Here is a 21284-nt window from a genome sequence, read left to right on the forward strand (position 1 = left end):
GTCCTCAGACCGTCTGCTCAGCGACGTCTTCGGCGGGCACGGGCTCCTGACGGAAGATGAGCTTGAAGATGGGGTAGAACACCCAGAACGAGATGGCCGCGTTGATGATCATCGTGACGACGTCTGCGACGGTCTCGCCGGTCTGTCCCCAGCCGAGGGTGTTGATCAGGAAGGTGTAGATCGGCGCCTTGTAGAAGCCCTGTGCGGCCGCCGCCACGACGGTGATGACGACGTAGGCCACCAGGTACCAGAACGCGGCCCGCCAGATGCTGGTGTTCGACTTGAACGTGATGTTGCGCTGTGCGAAGAAGTTGATGATCTGCGCGATGCCGATGGCGAGTTGGACGGCGAGGAAGTAGGCCAGGCCGCCCCCTCCGTCGGGCAGGGCGCCGGCGGCGTAGTCGAAGATGAAGTACTGGGAGCCGTCGACGTTGGCGCCCACCGGCCACACCTGGAAGTTGGTGTCGATCAGTGAGGTGCGCGCGAAGATGGCGCGGAACAGCGGCATGACGATGATCTGCAGCACGGTGACCCCGTTGCTGAGGATGAAGAACATCAGGAACTTCGACAGTTCCGGGTGGCGCTCGCTGTAACGGCCCCACGCGGTGCGGATCTTGGTGAACATGGGCGGGTCTGCTCCTTGGTGATTTCAGTGTGCGTTGAGCTGGCGGGACAGGTCCCTGCCCAGGCGCCGGTTGCGGAAGAAGCCGCCGACGATGGTGCGCAGCCCACGGAAGTGGTGGCCGTTCACGAGCGCGACGATGCCGTCGACCATCTCGTCGCTGACCATGCCGTTGGACATCTTCGCGATGGCCCGGAACGGCATGTTGTACAGGAACTGGATGTTGAGGTCCGGCTCGCCCTTGGCCTCGCTTCGACGGCGCAGGGTGACGAGGATCCAGTGCGCCAACCGGCCCAGGGGGCTGCGGGCGCGGCTGAGGTCGCCGAGCGGGTCGTTGCGGTCCAGCGCGCCGGAGGTGGCGTCCCTGGGCACGGTGATGCCGAACAGGTCGCTGAACTCGTCGTCGGCGAGGCCGCGCAGCATTGCGCGGCGCACGGTCTCAGGCGCGACGGTCGGGTCGACGGCGACTCCCGGGATCTGCAGTTCGCCGCCCAGCCGCAGGTCGGCGGAGCTGGCGCCCACGAGGACGCGGCGCAGCCCGCCCTCGGTCTCCCAGACGCCGGAGGTGGCGTCGAAGTGGCGCCAGGTGTAGCGGTCGAAGGGGATCGTCACGCTGGCGGAGTCGCCCGCGGCGAGGTGCACCTTCACGAAGCCCTTGAGTTCCTTGACCGGCCGGACGACGGCGCTGGCGGGCGTCGAGACGTAGAGCTGGGCGATCTCCGCGCCGGCCACCGGGCCGGTGTTGGTGATCGTGAATTCGGCGCCGGCCTCGGTGAGGTGGAGATCCGAGTAGGTGAAGTCGGTGTAGCTCAGGCCGTGGCCGAACGGGTAGCGGACCGAGCGCCCGGCTGCCTCGGCGTGGCGGTAGCCGACGAACAGACCCTCGCGGTAGACGCTCGCGCGGCCCTCGGCGGGGAAGCGCCCGAACGTGGGGGTCTCCACCAGCGACACCGGGTAGGTCTCCGCGAGCTTGCCCGACGGCGATACCTCGCCGGTCAGCACCCGCAGGGCCGCCTCGGCGCCGGCCTGCCCGGACAGGTAGCCGTGCAGCACGGCCCGGGTCTGTTCCGCCCACGCCAGGTCCACGACGGAGCCCGCGCTGAGCACCACCACCACATTCCGGTTGACGGCGGCCACGGCGCGCAGCAGGGAAAGCTGGGCGTCGGGCAGGTCGATGTGGCGGCGATCCACGCCCTCGGATTCGCTGATCTCGTCGAGGCCCAGGTAGACCAGCGCCACGTCGGCGGCGCGCGCGGCGGATACCGCCTGCGCCTCGAGGTCGCCGTCGATGCCGGAGTGGCGACGGTAGCCCTGCGCGAACGCGGTGAACTCCAGGCCGCTGTCGGCGATGGCCTCGCGGGCGGAGCTCAGCCGGGTGGGGTTGACCTGGGACGAGCCGGCCCCCTGGTAGCGCGGCGTGTCGGCCATGTCGCCGATGAGCGCCACGCGGGTGCCGGGGGAGAGGGGGAGGATGTCATCCTCGTTGCGCACCAGCACCATCGACTCCTCGGCGGCGCGGCGGGCGAGTGCATGGTGGGCGTCGTGGTCGACGGTGGGGCGCTCGGCGTCGGCACCGGCGAGGGCGAGCCTGACGACTTCGGCGGCCCGGGCTGTGAGGTCGGCCTCGGACAGACGCCCGTCGTGGACGGCCTCGACCAGTTGGCGCACCGAGTCCAGCCCCGGGGCCGGCATCTCCAGGTTGGCGCCGGCGGCGACGGCGGCGACGGGGTCGTTGCTGCCGCCCCAGTCGCTGATCACCACGCCGTCGAAGCCCCATTCACCGCGCAGGATGTCCGTGAGCAGGTGGCGGTTCTCGTGGGCATACGTGCCGTTGACGAGGTTGTAGGAGCTCATCAGTGCACGGGGCGCGGCCTCGCGGACCACGATCTCGAAGGCGGTGAGGTACACCTCGCGCAGCGTGCGCTCGTCGACGACGGAATCTGACGCCATCCGGCGCAGTTCCTGGCTGTTGACCGCGAAGTGCTTGGGAGTGGCCGCGACACCTTCGGCCTGGATGCCCCGCACGTAGCCGGCGGCCAGCTTGCCGCTGAGGTAGGGGTCCTCGGAGAAGTACTCGAAGTTGCGCCCGCCCAGAGGGCTGCGCTTCAGGTTGAGGCCGGGGCCCAGCAAGACGTTGACGCCCAGCGCGGCGGCCTCGCGCCCGAGCGCGTGCCCCACCTCCTCGGCCAAGTCGACGTCCCAGCTGCAGGCCACCGTCGCCGAGGTGGGGAAGCAGGTGGCCGGTTCGGAGGCGTTGAGGCCGAGGTGGTCGCCGGAGCCCACCTGCTTGCGGACGCCGTGCGGGCCGTCGGCCATGAAGAACGACGGGACGCCGTGCCTGGGCAGGTCGCGTGACTGCCAGACGTTCTTGCCGCTCAGCAGGGCGGCCTTCTCAAGCGTCGTGAGTTCCTGGGTCATGGGTATCTCCATTGATTCGCGTCCCCCGGAGCCGGTGCGGGCGGCCCGGGAAGGGGTCGTCCGAAAGTCGACCACAGGCGTGGGAGTGGGCACCGGCACCGATGCACAGTCGGCACGATCCGCGGCACGATCCGTCGTCGGGTGCCTGGTGGCCCCGCGCTGTGGGCGGGGTGCGGGGCGGTCCTCGGCCGAGGCGGAGCGGCCCAGATCCCACCCCTATGGCGGGGATTTCACGAAACCCTTGGTTGACCCCAACCCTGCGGGTACATTGGGAAGTCCTATCCACCGACCGCTAGGAGGCAGCCTATGGGACTCGGAGACCAGATGAAGGAAACCGTCGGTAAGGCCAAAGAAGGCATCGGCGACGCAACCGACAACGAAGAACTCCGCCGTAGTGGTCAGAAGGACCGCATCGAGGCAAACGTCTCGGAAGTCGGCCACAAGGTCGACGAGAAGGTGGGCGATGCCTCAGGCACCGTCGCCGACAAGGTTGAGGACTTCAAGGATTCCGTCACCGACGACCGTCGTCACTGACAACGGTCCGGCCACACGGCCATGAACCAAACGGGACCATCCCTCGCGGGTGGTCCCGTTTGCTGTCTCGCGTACCCGGAGCGTCCGCGAACGGACGACACAACAGACTACTTTCCCCCGGCACCCGGCTTTCTCGGGGGTGCCTCATGGAGCGCGTGGCGGCCATGATTGGATAGTTGCCATGACAGCGCGAAAGATCGGCGTGACGGAGCTCGTGCTCCGCGACGCACATCAGAGTTTGATGGCGACTCGCATGGCCATGGAAGACATGGTGGATGCGTGCGAAGACATCGATCAGGCAGGCTACTGGTCGGTTGAATGCTGGGGCGGCGCGACGTTCGACGCGTGCATCCGCTTCCTGAACGAAGACCCCTGGAAGCGGCTGCGGACCTTCCGCGAGCTGATGCCCAACTCGCAGCTGCAGATGCTGCTGCGCGGCCAGAACCTCCTGGGGTACCGCCACTACGAGGACATGGTCGTCGAGAAGTTCGTGGAGAAGTCCGCCGAGAACGGCATGGACGTGTTCCGCGTGTTCGACGCCCTCAACGACCCCCGCAACATGGCCAAGGCGATGCAGGCCGTCAAGAACGTCGGCAAGCACGCGCAGGGCACCATCTGCTACACCGTCTCTCCAGTCCACACGGTTGAGGGCTACATCCGCCTGGCCGGCCAGCTCCTGGACATGGGCGCCGAGTCCATCGCCCTGAAGGACATGGCCGCGCTCCTGCAGCCGCAGCAGGCCTACGACATCGTCAAGGGCATCAAGGACACCTACGGCGACGTCCAGATCAACGTGCACTGCCACTCCACCACCGGCGTGACGCTCGTGTCCCTGATGAAGGCCATCGAGGCCGGCGCCGACGTCGTGGACACCGCGATCTCGTCGATGTCGCTGGGCCCCGGACACAACCCCACGGAGTCGCTCGTGGCGATGCTCGAGGGCACCGGCTACGAAACCGGCCTCGACATGGAGCGCCTCCTGCGCATCCGTGACCACTTCGCCACGGTGCGCCCCAAGTACAAGGAATTCGAGTCGGCCACGCTGGTCGACACCGACATCTTCTCCTCCCAGATCCCCGGCGGCATGCTCTCCAACATGGAGTCGCAGCTCAAGGCGCAGGGCGCGGGTGACCGCATCCGCGAGGTCATGGAGGAAGTGCCCCGGGTCAAGGCCGACGCGGGCCAGCCGCCGCTGGTCACCCCGTCGTCGCAGATCGTGGGCACGCAGGCCGTGTTCAACGTGCTGATGGGCCGCTACAAGGTGCTCACCGGTGAATTCGCGGACCTGATGCTCGGCTACTACGGCGAATGCCTCGGCGAGCGCAACCCTGAGGTCGTCGCACTGGCGCAGGCGCAGGCCAAGAAGGAGGTCATCACGGACCGCCCGGCAGACCACTTGAAGCCCGAATGGGACGAACTGGTCAAGGCCGCCTCGAACCTCGACGGCTACGACGGCTCCGAGGAGGACGTCCTCACCAACGCGATGTTCCCGGGTGTGGCGCCGAAGTTCCTCAAGTCGCGCGACGAAGGCCCCAAGAGCGTCGGCAAGACCCACGCCCAGCTCAAGTCCGAAGCGGCCGCCCAGAAGGCCGGCGCTGAGCGCCCCGGCATCACCGGCCCCGTCAAGTACAACGTCACCATTGCCGGCCGCTCGCACAGCGTTGCCGTCGAGCCGGCCTAAGGAGAACATTCATGGCAAAGCAGCACACGATGGAGGAGCGCCTCGCGCAGCTCGCCGAACGCCGCGCGCACGTGCAGACGGGCGGCGGCGAGGACAAGCTCCAGAAGCAGCGCGACAAGGGCAAGCTGACCGCCCGTGAGCGCGTCGCCGCCATGCTCGACGAGGGCTCCTTCCAGGAGACGGGCGCGTTCCGCAAGAACCGCACCACCACCTTCGGCATGGACAAGGCCGACATGCCCGCCGAGGGCGTCGTCACCGGTTCCGGCTACGTCATGGGCCGCCCGGTCCACATCGCCTCGCAGGACTTCACCGTCATGGGCGGCTCCGCGGGCGAGGCCCACTCGATCAAGGTGACCGAGGCCCTCAACGCCTCGCTTCGCACCGGCACCCCGTTCGTCTTCATCAACGACTCGGGTGGCGCGCGCGTGCAGGAGGGCATCGATTCGCTGTCCGGCTACGGCAAGGTCTTCTACGCCAACGTGCTCCTCTCGGGCGCGGTGCCGCAGATCTCGATCATCGCCGGCCCCTGCGCCGGTGGCGCCGCCTACTCCCCGGCGTTGACGGACTTCATCATCCAGACCCGCAAGGCCCACATGTTCATCACGGGCCCGGGCGTGATCAAGCAGGTCACTGGCGAAGAGGTCACGCAGGACGACCTGGGCGGCGCTGACGCCCACATGGGTCGCTCCGGCGTCGTGCACTTCGTCGCGGACGACGACGAGCAGGCCATCCTGATCGCCCAGAAGCTGCTGAGCTTCCTGCCGCAGAACAACACCGAAGACGCCCCCGTCGTCAATCCCGACGACGTGGTGGAGCCCAACGAGAAGCTGCGGGGCATCATCCCGGTCGAGTCCAACAAGGGCTACGACGTGCGCGAGATCATCCACGAGATCGTCGACCACGCCGACTTCCTCGAGGTGCAGGCCGGTTGGGCGCGGAACATCGTGGTGGGCTTCGGCCGCATCGTGGGCCGCACCATCGGCATCATCGCCAACCAGCCCAGCGTCATGTCCGGTGTCCTCGACATCGACTCCTCGGACAAGGCCAGCAAGTTCGTCCGCTTCTGCAACGCCTTCAACATCCCCGTGGTGAACCTGGTCGACGTGCCGGGCTTCCTCCCCGGTGTCGCACAGGAGCACAACGGCATCATCCGCCACGGCGCGAAGATGCTCTACGCCTACTCCGCGGCCACCGTCCCGAAGATCACCGTGGTGCTGCGCAAGGCGTACGGCGGCGCGTACCTGGCCATGTGCTCCAAGGACCTCGGGGCCGACAAGGTGTTCGCCTGGCCCACCGCAGAGATCGCGGTGATGGGTGCAGAGGGCGCTGCCAACGTCGTGTTCCGTCGTGAGATCGCCGCCGCCGAAGACCAGGACGCGCGCCGCGCCGAACTGGTGGAGGAGTACCGCGAGACGTTCTCGACGCCGTACATGGCGGCCAGCCGTGGCCTCGTCGACGACATCATCGATCCCGCCGACACCCGCCGCGAGATCGCCATGGCGCTCGAACTGCTCATCGGCAAGCGCGAGATCCGCCCGGCCAAGAAGCACGGCCTCGGCCCTGCGTGATCGGAGTCGACATGGAAGACACCCAGATGCAGGAGTTGCGCGACCTCGTCGCGCAACTCACGGACAGAATCGCGGGGTTGGAGGCGCAGGTCTCCGAGCTGCAGTCCGCCAAGGAGATCCCCGAGGCGGACCTCATCGCCATCGGTGCCGCCGTGGCGGCGTACTTCGGGCACCGCGCCCGGGTGCGCGCCATCCGGTACGGCTCGCAGACCCGTTGGGCCGCCGCCACCCGAACCCGCGTCCATGACCGCTCCGTCCCGCACGTCCGTTAAGGAGACACCACAATGAAGCTCAAGGTGACCGTCAACCAGACGGAGTACGAAATCGATGTCGAGGTCGAGGAGGAGGAGCGTCCCGGTCTGGGGCCGATCGTGATCGGCGTCAACGCAGGCTCCAACCCCATCCCGACGAAGGCCTCGGTCAGCGCTGTCAGCTCCAACGCTGTCGTCGCGCCCCTGGCGGGGTCCGTCGCACGGATCCTCGTCGCTGAAGGCGACGAGATCGAATCCGGCCAGGTGCTGCTGGTGCTCGAGGCCATGAAGATGGAGACCGAGATCACGGCCCCCACGGCCGGCAAGGTCGCCAGCATCCTCGTCGCCCCGGGCGACGCGGTGCAGGGCGGCCAGGCCCTCATCGAGTTCTAGCCGACGCAGCGACGGGCGCCCCACCTTCGGGTTGGGCGCCCGTCGTGCATTGTGGGCTTGGATAAGGTTGCCCCAGATCGAGATGAGGAGATCGCGTGAGCGACGACAGAACTGGCGAACCGACAAACCCCAGGCCGGTTGAGGGGTTGCCGTTCGACGAGGAGACCCTCGTCGCGCTGCCATCGCCTGACCCCTCCGCGCCCGTCGACCGGGCCGACGTCATCGGTGAGGGGGGCCGCTGGGTCGCGGGCTGGGCCGGCCGTTTGATCCTCATGGCCGCCGCACTGTTCGTCATCGGCTGGCTGGCCGCCAGGTTCTGGGACGGCATCCTCCCCGTCGTGCTCGCGCTCCTGTTCGCCTCGGTCCTCTGGCCCGTGACCGCCTGGCTGAAGGGCCGCGGGGTGCCGTACGTCGCCGGCGCCGCCATCTCACTGCTCGGCGGCTTCGGCGCCCTCGCCGGGCTCATCTGGTTGATCGCCCCCAGCATCGCGGCGCAGTGGTCCACCCTGTCCGGCCAGGCCATCAAGGGTGTGCGGCAGCTGCAGGATTGGGCCGCCGGCCCGCCCCTCAACATCCGCGACGAGCAGCTCAACAGCTGGATCGACCAGGGCCTCAACTGGGTCCAGGGCAGGAGCGGCGAGTTGGTGGGGCAGGCGCTCAACGTGGGCGGCTCCATCGGCAGCGCCATCGTCACGCTGCTGCTGACGCTCGTGCTGACGTTCTTCTTCCTCAAGGATGGCCACGGGTTCCTGGCCTTCACCCGTCGCGTCGTGGGCCGCAAGGCCGGGTTCCACGCCACTGAGCTGCTCACCAGGCTGTGGACCACCCTGTCCGGCTACGTCCGCACGCAGGCCATCGTCAGCTTCGTCGATGCCGTGTTCATCGGCTTCGGTCTGTTGGTGCTGGGCGTGCCGCTGGCCTTCCCCCTGGCCGTGATCACGTTCATGGCGGGCTTCATCCCGATGGTCGGCGCCATCACGGCCGGCGTGCTCGCAGTACTCGTCGCGCTCGTGTCCGGCGGCATCTACACCGCCCTGTTCACCCTCATCCTGATCCTCGCGGTGCAGCAGTTGGAGGGCAACGTCCTCCAGCCCATGCTCCAGTCCCGGGTGATGCAGCTCCACCCGGTCATCGTGCTCCTCGCCGTGCTGCTGGGCGGCGTCTGGGGCGGCATCATCGGCGCCTTCCTCGCAGTTCCGGTGGCGGCTTCCATCGCCGTGGTGATGCGCTACCTGGGAGACCTGATCGACCTGCGCACCGGAGACCGGGGTGCTGAGGACATCCGCTGGGCCACCGACGACGGGCACACCGTCGCCTTCGAGGGCGAGCAGCACGCCGCGTTCTTCCGCGCCCTGGTGCGCCGCCGCACCGCCCGCCGCGAGGTGGAGGAGGGCACTGCTCGCGCCACCGTGGAGCTTCCCGACGGCGAGGTGGCCCGCGTCGACGGCACCGGCTGGCTCGGCAAGCTCATGCGCCGCCGCCCACTCGAGGGCACTCCGGATCCGAAGGAGCAACTGGGCCCGGAGGAGCCCCAGGACCGGTAGACCGCAGAAAGCCGCAGGCCGGTTGAGCGTTTGGGCAAAACGCCTTGACCGGACCCAGTCGCCGCTTGGAGGCTGGCCACAACCCCCCTTCACAGGCGAAAGGTATCCATGCGGAGCACCAGACATCTGCTTGCTACCGCGTAGCTCCGGGCGTCCGCGCCCCGCTCGGACCGTCCGGCATGAGCTTCGCTCCACTGCTGGGTTTATGCCCGAGGACGGCGCCACATCCAGCACTGAACCGGGCGGCCGTGTTCAATGCTGGCTTTGAGGCCAAGTACGGCGCCAAACCCAGCACTGGGCGTGAAACTTGAACGAACCTCTCAGACGGTGCGGTGCACCTTGTGCGACGCGGCCTGGGCCCGCGGGCGGATCGCAAGGCGGTCGATGTTCACGTGCGACGGCCTGGTGGCCATGAACACGATCACGTCCGCCACGTCGTCGGCTGTCAGCGGCTCCGCGACGCCGGCGTACACCTTGTCCGCCCGCTCACGGTCGCCGTCGAAGCGGGTGAGCGCGAACTCCTCGGTCTGCACCATGCCGGGGGCGATCTCGGTGACGCGCACCGGCTGGTCGAACAGTTCCAGCCGCAGCGACTCGACGATGGCGCGCTCGCCGGCCTTCGCGGCGCAGTAGCCCGCGCCTCCCTCGTAGCCGGCGTCTGCAGCCAGGGACGTCACGAACACGATCACGCCTTCGGCGGCCACCAGCGCCGGCAGCAGGGCCTTGGTGACGCGGGCGGTGCCGATGGTGTTGGTCGCGATCATCGTCGCCCACCTGTCCAGGTCGGCTTCGGCGACGGGTTCCAGTCCCAGGGCGCCGCCCGCGTTGTTGACCAGCACGTCGAGCCGGTCGCCGACGGCCGCAGCGAGGCGGGTCACGTCGTCGTCCGAGGTGATGTCGCACACCACGGCGGAGCCGCCGATCTCCTGGGCCAGCGCGACGATGCGGTCTTCACGGCGTGCGGCGCAGATGACGCGGTAGCCCGCGGCGGCGAGTTGGCGGGCGGTGGCGGCTCCGATGCCCGAGCTGGCACCGGTGACGAGAGCAGTCTTCATGCCTGTCACTGTATTCCCAGTGGCGGGGGGGTGCGACGAGGGGGTCAGCGTCTCGCGGCGCGCCAACCGGCGGCCTCAGCGTCTTCGGGGGTGCAGAACCAACGCTCGCCGTAGGACTCGTTGATCTTCGTGTCGTCGTAGTGCTGTTGCCCCGGCTGGTGGTAGATGTGTTCTCCCTCGCGGTTGATGTTGCCCTTGATCAGGCAGCCCTGCGAGGAGACGCCCGCGGGCGGCTGCGCCGGCGCGACGGGTTCGGCGGGGGTTTCGACGGAGGGTGGCCCCGCGTCGCAGGTCTCGCCCCACACGCCGAGGCCCTGTTCCCGGGCGTCTGCCTGGGCAGCCAGGTGGTCCGCGACATAGGCATAGGGGGCGGCATACGTGTACTCGCGGCCCAGACCGCGCGCGATGATCTCTTCGGCGACATTGACGCCGTCGGCCGTGAAGACGTGGCGCAGCAACCGGTTGTGGCGGTCTGTGTCGCCCTGGGTGGGATCGAATTCGATGTGCACATCGCGCGACTGCACCAGCGACTGCATGGCGCTCGCCGCTTCCTGATAGCCGCAGTCGCCGCGTTCCGGGGTGTCGATCCCGATGACGCGGATGCGGGTCCGCTCGCCGTCGATCAGCACGTCGATGGTGTCGCCGTCGATAACGCCCGCCACCGGCACGAGGTCGCCCACGACGGCGTCCGCCGAAGGCCCTTCCGTCGGGCTGGCGCTGATGGTGTCGGGCTCCGGGGCCTCCGCTTCCTCAGTGACCACCGGGGTGCCGGGCTGGGACGCGGGGGGCGTCTCCACCTCCGCCGTCGTCACCTGCGCGGTCTCCACCCCCGGCGAATCGATGGACGGGCCGGGGAAGCAGCCGCTCAGCAGAAGCAGGCAGAGCAACGCAGGCCCCACGAACACGTGGGGCCTGCGAGTGAGATGCGGAGTGGTGATTACTTCTTGCCCTGGTTCTTGACAGCCTCGATGGACGCCTTGGCGGCCTCGGGGTCGAGGTACCGGCCGCCGGGGGTGACAGGCTTGAAGTCCTCGTCCAGTTCGTAGTAGAGCGGGATACCGGTGGGGATGTTCAGGCCGGCGATGTCCTCGTCGGAGATGCCGTCGAGGTGCTTGACCAGCGCGCGCAGCGAGTTGCCGTGAGCGGTGATCAGCACCGTCTTGCCCTCGGCCAGGTCCGGCACGATGTGCGCTTCCCAGTAGGGCAGCAGCCGGGCCACGACGTCCTTGAGGCACTCGGTGCGGGGACGGTCAGCCTCCGGGATGTCCGCGTAGCGCGGGTCGTGGTGCTGGCTGAACTCGTCGTCGACGTCGATGGGCGGCGGCGGCGTGTCGTAGCTACGGCGCCACAGCATGAACTGCTCCTCGCCGTACTGCTCCAGCGTCTGCGCCTTGTCCTTGCCCTGCAGAGCGCCGTAGTGGCGCTCGTTCAGGCGCCAGTTGCGCTTGACCGGGATCCAGTGGCGGTCGCAACCATCCAGCGCCAGGTAGGCGGTGTGGATGGCGCGGCGCAACAGGGAGGTGTGCAGAATATCCGGGAGGAGCCCCTCCTGCTTGAGCAGTTCGGCGGCCTTCTTGCCCTCCGCAATGCCCTTTTCGTTGATGTCGACGTCCACCCAACCGGTGAACAGGTTCTTCGCGTTCCATTCGCTCTCGCCGTGACGGAGCAGGATCAGCTTGGCAGTCATGCGCCCAACATTAGCGGCGACAACCCTGCCGTGCTCAGCCAGGTCAGGCGTTGGGCCACTCTTCACCCTCGGGGATCTCACCGGTGATGATGTAGATCACGCGGCGACCCACGGCGACGGCGTGGTCCGAGAAGCGCTCGAAGTAGCGGCCCAGCAACGCAACGTCCACGGCGCCCTCGACGCTGATCTCCGAGCCTTCCTTGAAGATCTCGGTGAAGTGATCGCGACGTAGGTCGTCCATGCGGGAGTCGATGTTGGCCAGCGTCTGGGCGCCCTTGGCGTCGCGCTCCGCCAGCGACAGGCGGGCCACGTCGATGACCTCTTCGGCGATCTTCGCCATCTCGCGGAAGTTCGGCTCGAAGCGCTCCGGGACGGCGTGGGCCGGGTAACGCAGGCGGGCGATCTTGGCGATGTGCGCGGCGAGATCCCCCATGCGGGCGAGTTCGAACACGACGCGGATGGCCGACACGATGGTGCGAAGCTCGCCGGCGACGGGCGCCTGGAGCGCGAGCAGGCTCAGGCACTGGAACTCGAGCTCCTCGTGCATCTTGTCCAGTTGCGCGTCATTGGTGATGACGGCTTCCGCGCGGCCCAGGTCTGCCGTGAGCAGCGCCTCGGAACTCTCGATGATGGCGACCTCGACGAGATCTGCCATATGAACGAGGCTGTCCAGGACGGAGTCAAGTTCCTCATGGTAGCTGGTACGCATTCTGCGGTACTCCTTTGTCACGGTTGCCCCGAGTCTAGCTGGACACCTTTCCTGCCCGAGGTTAGGGCAGCTACCTAGCTGGACGTGTCATCTCGGTGAATGAACGATGAACGGCAGGTGAAGGATTGGTTCCGCATCCCGGACCGGGGCTTCAGGGTTGTCTGATGACCTGGCCAATCGCGCTGCGCCCCATATGATGTGGCACATGCATCCCGCGGTCGCAGGCCTCATTGGGGCCTTCCTGGCCCTGGTGGTGGTGACGTTCGTCCTGCTGATCCGCCGGGGCCTTGCGCGTCGTCGGCTGCTGGAGTCCCAGGGTCGGGTCGAGGCCAGCGAGGAGCTGCGCATCTCGATGGACCTGCTCCACTCCGGCGCCATGCTGGTGGGGCCCCACGACGAGATCCTGCATGTCAACGAGCCTGGCATCGTGCTCAACCTCGCGCGGGGGAGCCGCGTGGGGTTCGCCGCCCTGCTGGAGAAGATCCGGGAGGTCCGCGCCAGCGGCACCCTGTACCGCGGCCCCATCCGGCGGGAGATGCACCCCGGCGCCGAGGCCCTCGAACTGGAGGCGCGCGTCGCGCCAATGGGCGACGACCTGGTGCTCGTGATCGCCGACGACGAGTCGACGCAGCGCCGCGTCGAGGCCGTGCGCCGCGACTTCGTGGCCAACATCTCGCACGAACTCAAGACACCCATCGGTGCGCTCAGCGTGCTTGCGGAGGCCGTGGAAGCGGCCAGCGACGACCCCGACGCCGTGCAGCGGTTCGCCGGTCGCCTGCAGCATGAGTCGTCGCGGCTGGCGCAGCTGGTCAACCAGATCATCGACCTGTCACGCCTCCAGTCGGAAGACCCCATGCTCAGCCGCGAGATCGTCGACGTGCACGGGGTGGTCACAGAGGCGGTGAGCCGCTCCCGGGCCCGCGCGGAGAAGCGCGGGGTCAGCCTCATCGTCGCGCGCACGGCGCACACCTACGTCGTCGGCGACAGGTGGCAGCTGGCAGACGCAGTTAGCAACCTGGTGCAGAACGCCATCAACTACTCCCACGAGCAGGCCCGGGTGACGCTGAGCATCCTGCAGGTCACCGCGGAGGGGGACCGGTTCGTCGACATCAAGGTCTCCGACAACGGCATCGGCATCAGCGCGGAGGAGCAGGAGCGCATCTTCGAGCGCTTCTACCGCGTGGACTACGGCCGCTCGCGGGACGCTGGCGGCACCGGGCTGGGCCTCAGTATCGTTCGCCACATCGCCCTGGCCCACGGGGGGTCCATCCGTGTCTGGTCCAGGCTCGGGCAGGGATCCACCTTCACCTTGAGACTTCCGGCCTATCTCGGGCCTGATCCACTAGACACCGCCCTGGCGGAGGAGGAATTTGCGCTGTGACCCGCATCCTGATCATCGAGGACGAGGACTCGTACCGCGACGCCACGAGCTTCATGCTGAGGAAGGAAGGCTTCGACGTCGTGACCGCGGCCGATGGCGCGGAGGGACTGGCCGAGTATGACAAGAACGGGGCCGACCTCGTGCTCCTCGACCTCATGATGCCGGGCATCCCGGGCGTCGAGGTCTGCCGCCAACTGCGCTCCCGCGGCAACGTCGCGATCGTGATGGTCACCGCCCGCGACTCCGAGGTGGACAAGGTGGTGGGCCTCGAACTGGGTGCCGACGACTACGTCACCAAGCCGTTCAGCCACCGCGAGCTGGTGGCCCGCATCCGTGCGGTGCTGCGCCGCGGCATGGACCAGGTGCTGCTGCCCGAAGTGGTGGAGGTGGAGGGCGTCCGCATCGACGTCGAGCGCCACCAGGTCACCGTCGACGGCGAGGACGTGCGGTTCGCGCTGCGCGAGTTCGAGCTCCTCGAACTGCTGGTGCGCAACGCGGGCCGGGTGATGACCCGCGGCCAGCTGATCGACCGGATCTGGGGCAGCGACTACGTCGGCGACACCAAGACCCTCGACGTGCACATCAAGCGGTTGCGTTCGAAGATCGAGAAGGACCCGTCCGAGCCGCGGCGTCTGATCACCGTGCGCGGGTTGGGCTACAAGTACGAGGGCTGACGCGGGTGCTGGGTTTGTAGCCGCCAGCGGACCCCCGTCCAGCACCGCACACCCAGAGGCGCTCGCTCACTGCTGACTTTGATGCCAAGTACGGCATCAAATCCAGCAGTACCGCGGTCCGAGGGGAGGTCAGCCGGCGTTGGAGAACGCCTCGGAGAAGTCCTCGTGCTCGGAGCTCATGACCGGCGTGTGGACCTTGAGGCTGGTGCCGCCGTCGAAGGTGACCGTGACCTCTGCCAACCGACCCAGTTCCAGATCCGGGTTGGAGAAGGACGTCTCCGAACCATCGAGGTAGACGGAGTTGCCACGGGGGATCGACGCGGTGAAACCGATGTCGACAGGCTCGCCGTACTGCTCGAAGCCCGCCTCGGCGGCCACCGTGATGCCGGTCACCTCCGCGGCCTCGTCGCGGGAGTGGATGCCGCCGAGCAGCACCGCCTCACCCGCGTCGTCCGCCACGATGACGATGTTGCGGATCTTGTAGCCGTTGTCCTCGGCCTGCACGCCTGCGGCCGGCGGGGAATCCGGGACCCAGCCAGCGCGGGTGCAGGCGCTCATCGAAAAGGCGAGTGCTGCGGCGACGGTGATGGCCGCGAAACGGCGCACGGGCTTGGTCATGGGTCCTCCGGTCAGGGGCATGCGTGAGCACATAGTAACCAGTTCTCGGCACCAGGTGCGACACTCTCGCCGCGTTCGCGGACCCCCGCCGTTACGGGCAGGCGCCCCGGGTGTATAGGGAGCCTGCTAGAATTGCCTGTGGAAAGGTGGTCTTCAAGATATGACTTTTTCGATCGGTGAGACGGTCGTCTACCCAAACCATGGAACGGCTGTCATCGAGGACATCGAAAACCGGACGATCAAGGGCGAGGACAAACTGTTCCTCGTTCTTCGTGTGCTCGGCCAAAACGATCTCGTGATTCGTGTCCCGTCCGACAACCTCGATCTCGTCGGCGTGCGCGACGTGGTCGATCAGGAAGGCCTTGAACGGGTGTTCGATGTGCTCCGCGCAGAACACACCGAGGAACCGGCCAACTGGTCGCGTCGCTTCAAGGCGAACATGGAGAAGCTGCACTCCGGCAACGTGATCAAGGTGTCCGAGGTCGTCCGCGACCTGTGGCGTCGTGACCGCGACAAGGGGCTCTCCGCAGGCGAGAAGAGGATGCTGGCGAAGGCCCGCTCCATCCTGCTCGCTGAGCTCGCGCTCGCAGAAGATTGTGATGAGGAGAAGGCCGAGACGCTTCTCGACGAAGTGCTCGCTTCCTGATTCAGACAACCTTCGTGTCAAACACTCAAGTACCGGTCGTCGCCGTTGTGGTGGCGGCCGGTAGTGGTTCCCGGCTGGGTGCGCCCGTGCCGAAGGCCCTCGTTGAACTCGAGGGTGTCTCCCTCGCGCGCCGCGCCGTGGATGCGTTGATCGACGGTGGGGTCACCGCCGTCGTCGTCACCATCCCGGCCGGCTTCGAAGCGGAGTTCGACCAGCAACTCGACGGCGTGCCCGTTCCGGTGCAATGTGTGCAGGGGGGCGCGTCGCGTCAGGAGTCGGTGGCCCACGGCCTCGCCGCCCTGGAAGCGCCTGCTGACGCCGTCGTCCTGGTGCACGATGCGGCCCGGGCGCTGGTGCCGCCCGCTGTGGTGCGGTCCGTGGCAGACGCCGTGGCCCGCGGCGCTGAAGCGGCCATCCCGGTGGTGCCCGTCGTCGATTCGGTGCGTCGCGTGGACGAGGACACCTCTGTCGTCGTGAACCGGGCCAGGCTCCGCGCCGTCCAGACTCCCCAGGGTGCGCGCCTGGGCGCCCTGCGTCACGCGCACGCCGCCGTCGCCGCCGAGGGCGTTGAAGTGACGGACGACGCGACGGTGTGCGAGTTCGCCGGCATGCACGTCTCCCTCGTGGCGGGCCACCGCGACGCGCTCAAGATCACCGAACCCACAGACCTCATCGTGGCTGCGGCCATCCTGCAGAACCGGAAGGACCACTGATGCGCGTCGGCATTGGTACTGATGTGCATCGGCTCGAGGGGGGGGTGCCCCTGTGGATGGGCGGCCTCCACTTCCCGGATGAGCCGGCCGGGCTGGCCGGGCACTCCGACGGTGACGTCGCCGCGCACGCCGCGTGTGATGCGCTGTTCGGCGCTGCAGGGCTGGGCGACATGGGCTCCAATTTCGGCACGTCCGAGCCGGAGTGGGCCGGGGCCAGCGGTGTCGCCTTCCTGGCGGAGACCGCACGCCGGGTGCGCGCCGCAGGGTTCGAGATCGGCAACGTCTCCGTACAGATCATCGGCAACCGGCCCCGTTTCGCCGCTCGGCGCGCCGAGTCCCAAGCCGTGCTGACGGAGGCGCTGGGTGCCGCTGTGACCGTGACCGCCACCACCACCGACGGGTTGGGGCTGACGGGTCGCGGCGAAGGGGTCGCGGCCGTCGCGGTGGCCCTCCTCGCGTGAGCCCGGCGGTAGGTAATCTTGCCGACGGTCCGACGAAGGAGAAGGCAATGACGTATGCAGGCAGGCGCCTCGCGCTGACGGTGAGCGCGCTGGTGATGCTGGGGCTAGGTGCGGCCTGCACCGGCGCCGGGAGCGTCACCCCCACCGAGACGCCGGCGTCCACGTCGGCTGTCGCCACCTCGGAGCCCGCGGCACAGACCTCTGACACTCCCGCGGCGTCGCCCACTGCGTCGGATTCCGTCGAGGACGTCCCGGACGACCTCTTCGAGGAACTCCCCATCGACAAGGCGCTCCTCCCCGCGGAGATCGGCGAGTTCGTCCTCGACACGGAACTCTCCTTCGACCAGGCCATCTACAGCAGGGGCTCCCTGGCCGAGGACACCTTCGAGAGTGTCACGGTCAACGCCACCGCCCCGCACCAGGGCGCGGCGGATTACGCGTCGATCATGGAGGACGTCACGGAGGTGGAGGCGGGCACGGCTTACTGCGGCGTGCAGTCCGGTATGTCGGCCTGCGTCTTCGACAGCGCCAACCACGGCACCGTCCACGTCACCAGCCTGGACGCCGCGCCGGCAGACCTCCAGCCCATCATGGAGGCGGTCCGCCCCCTCCTCTGAGGAAGGGCACAGTGAACTCCCGAAACGGAAGAGGGGCCGCGATGCTGTTGCATCGCGGCCCCTCTTTCTGTTCAGGTCAGAGACTGAACAATCAGATCTCGAAGCCCGGGTAGAGCGGGTGCAGGTTGAGCAGCCGCTCGGCTTCGGCGAGCGAGTTGTCGCGCGCCGCATCGTCGAGTGCGTACTTCGCCTTGCTGGGGGCACCGGCCGAGGTGGTGGTCGGCTTGGTGGCCTTCAGCACGCCGGTGATCATGTCCGCGACGGCGTCCATGTCCGAGGCGGTGAAGCCGCGCGAGGTGAGGGCCGGGGTGCCGAGGCGCACGCCGGAGGTGTACCAGGCGCCGTTCGGGTCGTTGGGCACCGAGTTGCGGTTGGTGACGATGCCCGCGTCGAGCAGCGCGGCCTCGCCCTGACGGCCGGTGAGGCCGAAGGCGGTGGTGTCGAGCAGCACGATGTGGTTGTCCGTGCCGTCCGTGACCAGCTTGCCGCCGCGCTTCATGAGGCCTTCGGCCAGCGCCTTGGCGTTGTCCGCCACGGCCTGCGCGTAGGTCTGGAACTCAGCGGTGCGGGCCTCGGCGAGCGCCACGGCCTTCGCCGCCATGACGTGCGACAGCGGGCCGCCGAGCACCAGCGGGCAGCCGCGGTCCACCGACGGGGCGTACTCCGCCGTCGCCAGCACCATGCCGCCGCGCGGGCCGCGCAACGACTTGTGCGTGGTGGTGGTCACGACGTCGGCGTAGGGAACCGGGTCCTCCTCGCCGGTGAACACCTTGCCGGCCACCAGGCCGGCGAAGTGGGCCATGTCGACCATGAGGACGGCGCCCACCTCGTCGGCGATGTCGCGCATCTTCGCGAAGTTGATGCGACGCGGGTAGGCGGAGTAACCGGCCACGAGCACGAGCGGCTTGAACTCCTTGGCCTGCGCGCGCAGGGCCTCGTAGTCGAGCAGGCCGGTCTCGGCGTCGGTGCCGTAGGAACGCTGGTGGAACATCTTGCCGGACACGTTCGGGCGGAAGCCGTGGGTGAGGTGGCCGCCGGCGTCGAGCGACATGCCCAGCAGGCGCTGGTCGCCGAAGCGGCGGCGCAGGGTCTCCCAATCCGCCTCGCTCAGCTCCGCGACGCCCTTCACGCCGAACTCCTCCAGCGCGGGGGACTCGATCTTGTGCGCGAGGATGGCCCAGTAGGCGGTGAGGTTGGCGTCGATGCCGGAGTGGGGCTGCACGTAGGCGTACTCGGCCCCGAAGAGCTCACGGGCGTGCTCGGCGGCGACGGATTCGACGGTGTCGACGTTCTGGCAACCGGCGTAGAAGCGGTGCCCGACGGTGCCCTCTGCGTACTTGTCGCTCATCCAGGTGCCCATGGTGGCGAGCACGGGAAGGCTGGCGTAGTTCTCGGACGCGATGAGCTTCAGCGACGCGCGCTGGTCGGTGAGCTCCTGGCGCGTCGCCTGAGCGATGCGGGGCTCCACCTCCTCGATCATGCCCAGCAGGGTCCGGTAGGCCGACGAGATCGATTCGAGATCGCTCACAGTTCTCCTTGGATTCAGGGGTGCGTGCTGCCCACTCTAGTGCCCGAGGTCCTGAACGGCCCATCCGTTACCCTTCAGCCTGTGTCGGTGAACAGGCGTGGTGCGCTGGGGCTTTTTGCGCTCGTGGGGTTGAGCGGCTGTTCGTTCGAGCCCATCGAGTGGGTGGAGGGCACGCCGGAGGCCGTGGAGTCCGTTGATCCCACCGTCGAACTTCGGCCTGACTTCTTCATCCAGACCAGCGACAACGGCGTGAAGTCCATCGAGGAGGCCCGCACCGTGGGCCAACGCATCTCGACGCCGCACTTCGACGCGCGGCTCGAGCAGGTGTTCCTGGGCGCCGAGCTCGGTCAGCAGACCGCCATGCAGGTGCGGCGCCGCACTCCGCTGCGGGCGCCGGAGGGCCACCAGATCCTGGCCTTCACGCTGGCGGCGGGGGTCCCGTCGTTCCAACCCGACCCAGGCGCGGACCTCGCGCACCGGCTAAGGGTGGGCGACGTCGCGTTCGACCTCGGGGCGCCGTTCGTGCGGCACACCATCAACGACGACGGCGAATACGACATCGACTGGACGCTCATCATGCTGTGCATCCCCGAGGGGTCGCCGGTGTTCCTCGACGTGACGGACCAGATGCGCACCGTGTCGCTCGACCTGCTCACCGGCGCCCCCGTCGAGGACGAGGCGTGGGCCGACACCACGGGTTTCCGGGAGCGGCATCTCATCGCGGTGGAGCCGGAGCGGCAGATCTTCGTGCACAACATCGTCAGCGTGCCGGACCCGTCGCTGCAGATCGAGCAGGACGAGGCGCAGTTGGCGGTGGCGCTGGCGCCGAACCCGACAGCGAGCGTCCTGACGCCGTGGCTGCCCGGCCTGGGGTGGGCAACAGCCGGCATGCAGTGGCTCAGGCTGCGGCTCACGTTCGAACCCAGCCTCACCGACACCCGCTTCACCTACAGCTTCAGCTGCCCGGAGTCCTTCACGTTGGAGGACAGCGAGGGCGTCAACCACAAGGTGGTCGCGCCGGAGACCGTGGCGGCAGACGACATCGAGATGTCCACGACGGTGGACCTCATCTGGCAGTTGGCCGGACCGTACACCGGCGGCACCATGCGGTTCCAGCCGAAGGGCACCCTGCAGGCGCTCTACACCGGGGGAGTGACGGTCCCGGCGCAGTTCACCGCGACCCCGTCCCCGCTGCAGTTCGGGGTGCAGTTCACTGCCCGGGAACAGCCTCAGTGATGCCGGCGCGCTGCTGCGAGACCTCGTAGAGCGCGACGGACGCGGCCACGGAGGCGTTGAGCGACTCCACCTCGCTGGCGATCGGGATCGACACCAACTGGTCGCAGTGGTCTCGCACCAGGCGCGCAAGCCCCTCGTCCTCGGAGCCCACGACGATCACCAGCGGCCCGTCGAGGCCCGCGGCGCCGCTGATCGGCACCTCGCCCTCGCCCGCGAGGCCGAGGATGGTGAAGCCGGCCTTCGTCGCCTGCTCGAGCGTGCGGTTGAGATTGGTGGCCATCGCGATGGGCAGGCGTGCCGCGGCACCCGCGGACGTCTTCCACGCGGCGGCGGTCATCGACGCGGAACGCCGCGACGGGATGACCACCCCGACGGCGCCGAACGCCGCCGCCGAACGCACGATGGCGCCCAGGTTGCGGGGATCCGTGATGCCGTCGAGGGCCACGATGATGCCGTCCGCCTCGAACGCATCGGCGATGAGGTCCTGCGGGTCCGCGTATTCGTAAGCCGGCAGCTGCAGGGCGACGCCCTGGTGCACGAGGCCACCGCCGGTGACACGGTCCAGCTCCGCGCGGGTGACCTGCAGCATGGGCAGGCCGCGGTCCGCCGCGAACTTCAGGATGTCGCGGAGCCGGTCGTCGCGCTCCGAGCCCTCAGCCACGAAGGCCTGCTTCACGGGCATGCCGGCGAGCAGCGCCTCATAGACGGGGTTGCGTCCCACCACCCAGTCGGCGCCCACCGGCTTCTGGCGCGTGGTCTTCGTCGGGGTGCGTCGCTGCGCGGCCTGCTTGGCCTTGTACGCCTTGTGGTACGTGCGTTCCTCGGCCTTCGGCGTGGGGCCGCGGCCTTCGAGGGATCGGCGGATGCGGCCACCGGAGCCGGCGGCCTTGTTCTTGCCTTTGCTGGTCGCGCCGCGGCGCGAGGAGTTGCCTGCCATGAGCTTCTTTC

Annotated in this window: 22 protein-coding genes; 13 read left to right on the forward strand and 9 right to left on the reverse strand. The window is 68.3% G+C overall.

Translation table 11 applies throughout. The features are described 5' to 3' along the window. Positions 1–4: 4 nt before the first annotated feature. Together ACX1DX_RS13460 and ACX1DX_RS13465 are read right to left on the reverse strand one after the other, a co-directional pair. Complete coding sequence (locus ACX1DX_RS13460) at positions 5–625, reverse strand: hypothetical protein (protein WP_182762471.1); 621 nt, start codon at positions 623–625, stop codon at positions 5–7. Between the two features lie 24 nt (positions 626–649). Then, positions 650–3040, reverse strand: a complete 2391-nt coding sequence (locus tag ACX1DX_RS13465; RefSeq protein WP_459397002.1) for a glycoside hydrolase family 3 C-terminal domain-containing protein — start codon at positions 3038–3040, stop codon at positions 650–652. 306 nt (positions 3041–3346) lie between these two features. Between ACX1DX_RS13465 and ACX1DX_RS13470 the strand changes: the two genes are divergently transcribed. The 6 genes from ACX1DX_RS13470 (at position 3347) to ACX1DX_RS13495 (ending at position 9011) form a co-directional block, all read left to right on the forward strand. Beyond that, entirely contained in the window at positions 3347–3574 is a 228-nt protein-coding gene (locus ACX1DX_RS13470) for a CsbD family protein (RefSeq protein ID WP_459397003.1), read from the forward strand. 181 nt (positions 3575–3755) lie between these two features. Then, positions 3756–5255 (forward strand): methylmalonyl-CoA carboxytransferase subunit 5S, encoded by a 1500-nt coding sequence (locus tag ACX1DX_RS13475; RefSeq protein WP_459397004.1) that lies wholly within the window; start codon positions 3756–3758, stop codon positions 5253–5255. Positions 5256–5266: 11 nt separating this feature from the next. Beyond that, complete coding sequence (locus ACX1DX_RS13480; protein WP_182762459.1) at positions 5267–6823, forward strand: acyl-CoA carboxylase subunit beta; 1557 nt, start codon at positions 5267–5269, stop codon at positions 6821–6823. A gap of 11 nt (positions 6824–6834) precedes the next feature. Then, the gene (locus ACX1DX_RS13485) at positions 6835–7095 is read left to right on the forward strand and encodes a hypothetical protein (protein WP_076062734.1); all 261 of its coding nucleotides are present in this window, start codon (positions 6835–6837) and stop codon (positions 7093–7095) included. Between the two features lie 12 nt (positions 7096–7107). Beyond that, the gene (locus tag ACX1DX_RS13490; RefSeq protein ID WP_182766209.1) at positions 7108–7467 is read left to right on the forward strand and encodes a biotin/lipoyl-containing protein; all 360 of its coding nucleotides are present in this window, start codon (positions 7108–7110) and stop codon (positions 7465–7467) included. A gap of 95 nt (positions 7468–7562) precedes the next feature. Beyond that, on the forward strand, positions 7563–9011 hold the full coding sequence (locus ACX1DX_RS13495; RefSeq protein ID WP_459397005.1) for an AI-2E family transporter: 1449 nt from the start codon (positions 7563–7565) through the stop codon (positions 9009–9011). 320 nt (positions 9012–9331) lie between these two features. Here the strand turns inward: ACX1DX_RS13495 and ACX1DX_RS13500 are convergent, their stop codons facing one another. The 4 genes from ACX1DX_RS13500 to phoU are packed head-to-tail and all read right to left on the reverse strand — an operon-like array spanning position 9332 to position 12462. Next, on the reverse strand, positions 9332–10066 hold the full coding sequence (locus tag ACX1DX_RS13500; RefSeq protein WP_459397006.1) for an SDR family NAD(P)-dependent oxidoreductase: 735 nt from the start codon (positions 10064–10066) through the stop codon (positions 9332–9334). A 44-nt stretch (positions 10067–10110) separates the two neighbouring features. After that, complete coding sequence (locus ACX1DX_RS13505) at positions 10111–10971, reverse strand: thermonuclease family protein (protein WP_459397007.1); 861 nt, start codon at positions 10969–10971, stop codon at positions 10111–10113. A gap of 32 nt (positions 10972–11003) precedes the next feature. Next, on the reverse strand, positions 11004–11753 hold the full coding sequence (locus ACX1DX_RS13510) for a phosphoglyceromutase (protein ID WP_459397008.1): 750 nt from the start codon (positions 11751–11753) through the stop codon (positions 11004–11006). A gap of 43 nt (positions 11754–11796) precedes the next feature. Continuing rightward, complete coding sequence (phoU, locus tag ACX1DX_RS13515; RefSeq protein ID WP_459397009.1) at positions 11797–12462, reverse strand: phosphate signaling complex protein PhoU; 666 nt, start codon at positions 12460–12462, stop codon at positions 11797–11799. Positions 12463–12667: 205 nt separating this feature from the next. Between phoU and ACX1DX_RS13520 the strand changes: the two genes are divergently transcribed. After that, on the forward strand, positions 12668–13843 hold the full coding sequence (locus ACX1DX_RS13520; RefSeq protein WP_459397010.1) for a sensor histidine kinase: 1176 nt from the start codon (positions 12668–12670) through the stop codon (positions 13841–13843). After that, a complete protein-coding gene (locus ACX1DX_RS13525) occupies positions 13840–14517 on the forward strand; it encodes a response regulator (protein ID WP_182762445.1) in 678 nt (225 codons plus the stop codon). Before ACX1DX_RS13520 ends, ACX1DX_RS13525 begins: the two co-directional genes overlap by 4 nt. Before the next feature lie 129 nt (positions 14518–14646). Here ACX1DX_RS13525 and ACX1DX_RS13530 read toward each other — a convergent pair whose 3' ends face one another. Next, positions 14647–15135 (reverse strand): hypothetical protein, encoded by a 489-nt coding sequence (locus tag ACX1DX_RS13530; protein ID WP_459397011.1) that lies wholly within the window; start codon positions 15133–15135, stop codon positions 14647–14649. Positions 15136–15295: 160 nt separating this feature from the next. Between ACX1DX_RS13530 and ACX1DX_RS13535 the strand changes: the two genes are divergently transcribed. Genes ACX1DX_RS13535 through ACX1DX_RS13550 form a run of 4 tightly spaced genes read left to right on the forward strand, consistent with a single transcriptional unit; the run spans position 15296 to position 17572 of the window. Beyond that, a complete protein-coding gene (locus tag ACX1DX_RS13535) occupies positions 15296–15781 on the forward strand; it encodes a CarD family transcriptional regulator (RefSeq protein WP_076063820.1) in 486 nt (161 codons plus the stop codon). A gap of 14 nt (positions 15782–15795) precedes the next feature. After that, positions 15796–16494: a 2-C-methyl-D-erythritol 4-phosphate cytidylyltransferase gene (ispD, locus tag ACX1DX_RS13540; RefSeq protein WP_459397012.1), complete on the forward strand. Its 699-nt coding sequence runs from the start codon at positions 15796–15798 to the stop codon at positions 16492–16494. Beyond that, positions 16494–16955: a 2-C-methyl-D-erythritol 2,4-cyclodiphosphate synthase gene (ispF, locus tag ACX1DX_RS13545; protein ID WP_459397013.1), complete on the forward strand. Its 462-nt coding sequence runs from the start codon at positions 16494–16496 to the stop codon at positions 16953–16955. Before ispD ends, ispF begins: the two co-directional genes overlap by 1 nt. A 47-nt stretch (positions 16956–17002) precedes the next feature. Beyond that, entirely contained in the window at positions 17003–17572 is a 570-nt protein-coding gene (locus tag ACX1DX_RS13550; protein ID WP_459397014.1) for a hypothetical protein, read from the forward strand. A gap of 91 nt (positions 17573–17663) precedes the next feature. On the opposite strand, the gene ACX1DX_RS13555 is transcribed toward ACX1DX_RS13550, so the two are convergent. Beyond that, entirely contained in the window at positions 17664–19100 is a 1437-nt protein-coding gene (locus ACX1DX_RS13555; protein ID WP_182762435.1) for a glycine hydroxymethyltransferase, read from the reverse strand. Positions 19101–19181: 81 nt separating this feature from the next. Between ACX1DX_RS13555 and ACX1DX_RS13560 the strand changes: the two genes are divergently transcribed. Next, positions 19182–20336: a hypothetical protein gene (locus tag ACX1DX_RS13560; protein WP_459397015.1), complete on the forward strand. Its 1155-nt coding sequence runs from the start codon at positions 19182–19184 to the stop codon at positions 20334–20336. Here ACX1DX_RS13560 and rlmB read toward each other — a convergent pair. Further along, positions 20311–21273 carry a 23S rRNA (guanosine(2251)-2'-O)-methyltransferase RlmB gene (gene rlmB / locus ACX1DX_RS13565; RefSeq protein ID WP_182762431.1) on the reverse strand — a complete coding sequence of 321 codons (963 nt, stop codon included), beginning with the start codon at positions 21271–21273 and terminating at the stop codon, positions 20311–20313. The genes ACX1DX_RS13560 and rlmB overlap by 26 nt on opposite strands. Positions 21274–21284: the final 11 nt, after the last annotated feature.

It is taken from the genome of Tessaracoccus zhenghani, from assembly GCF_054552775.1.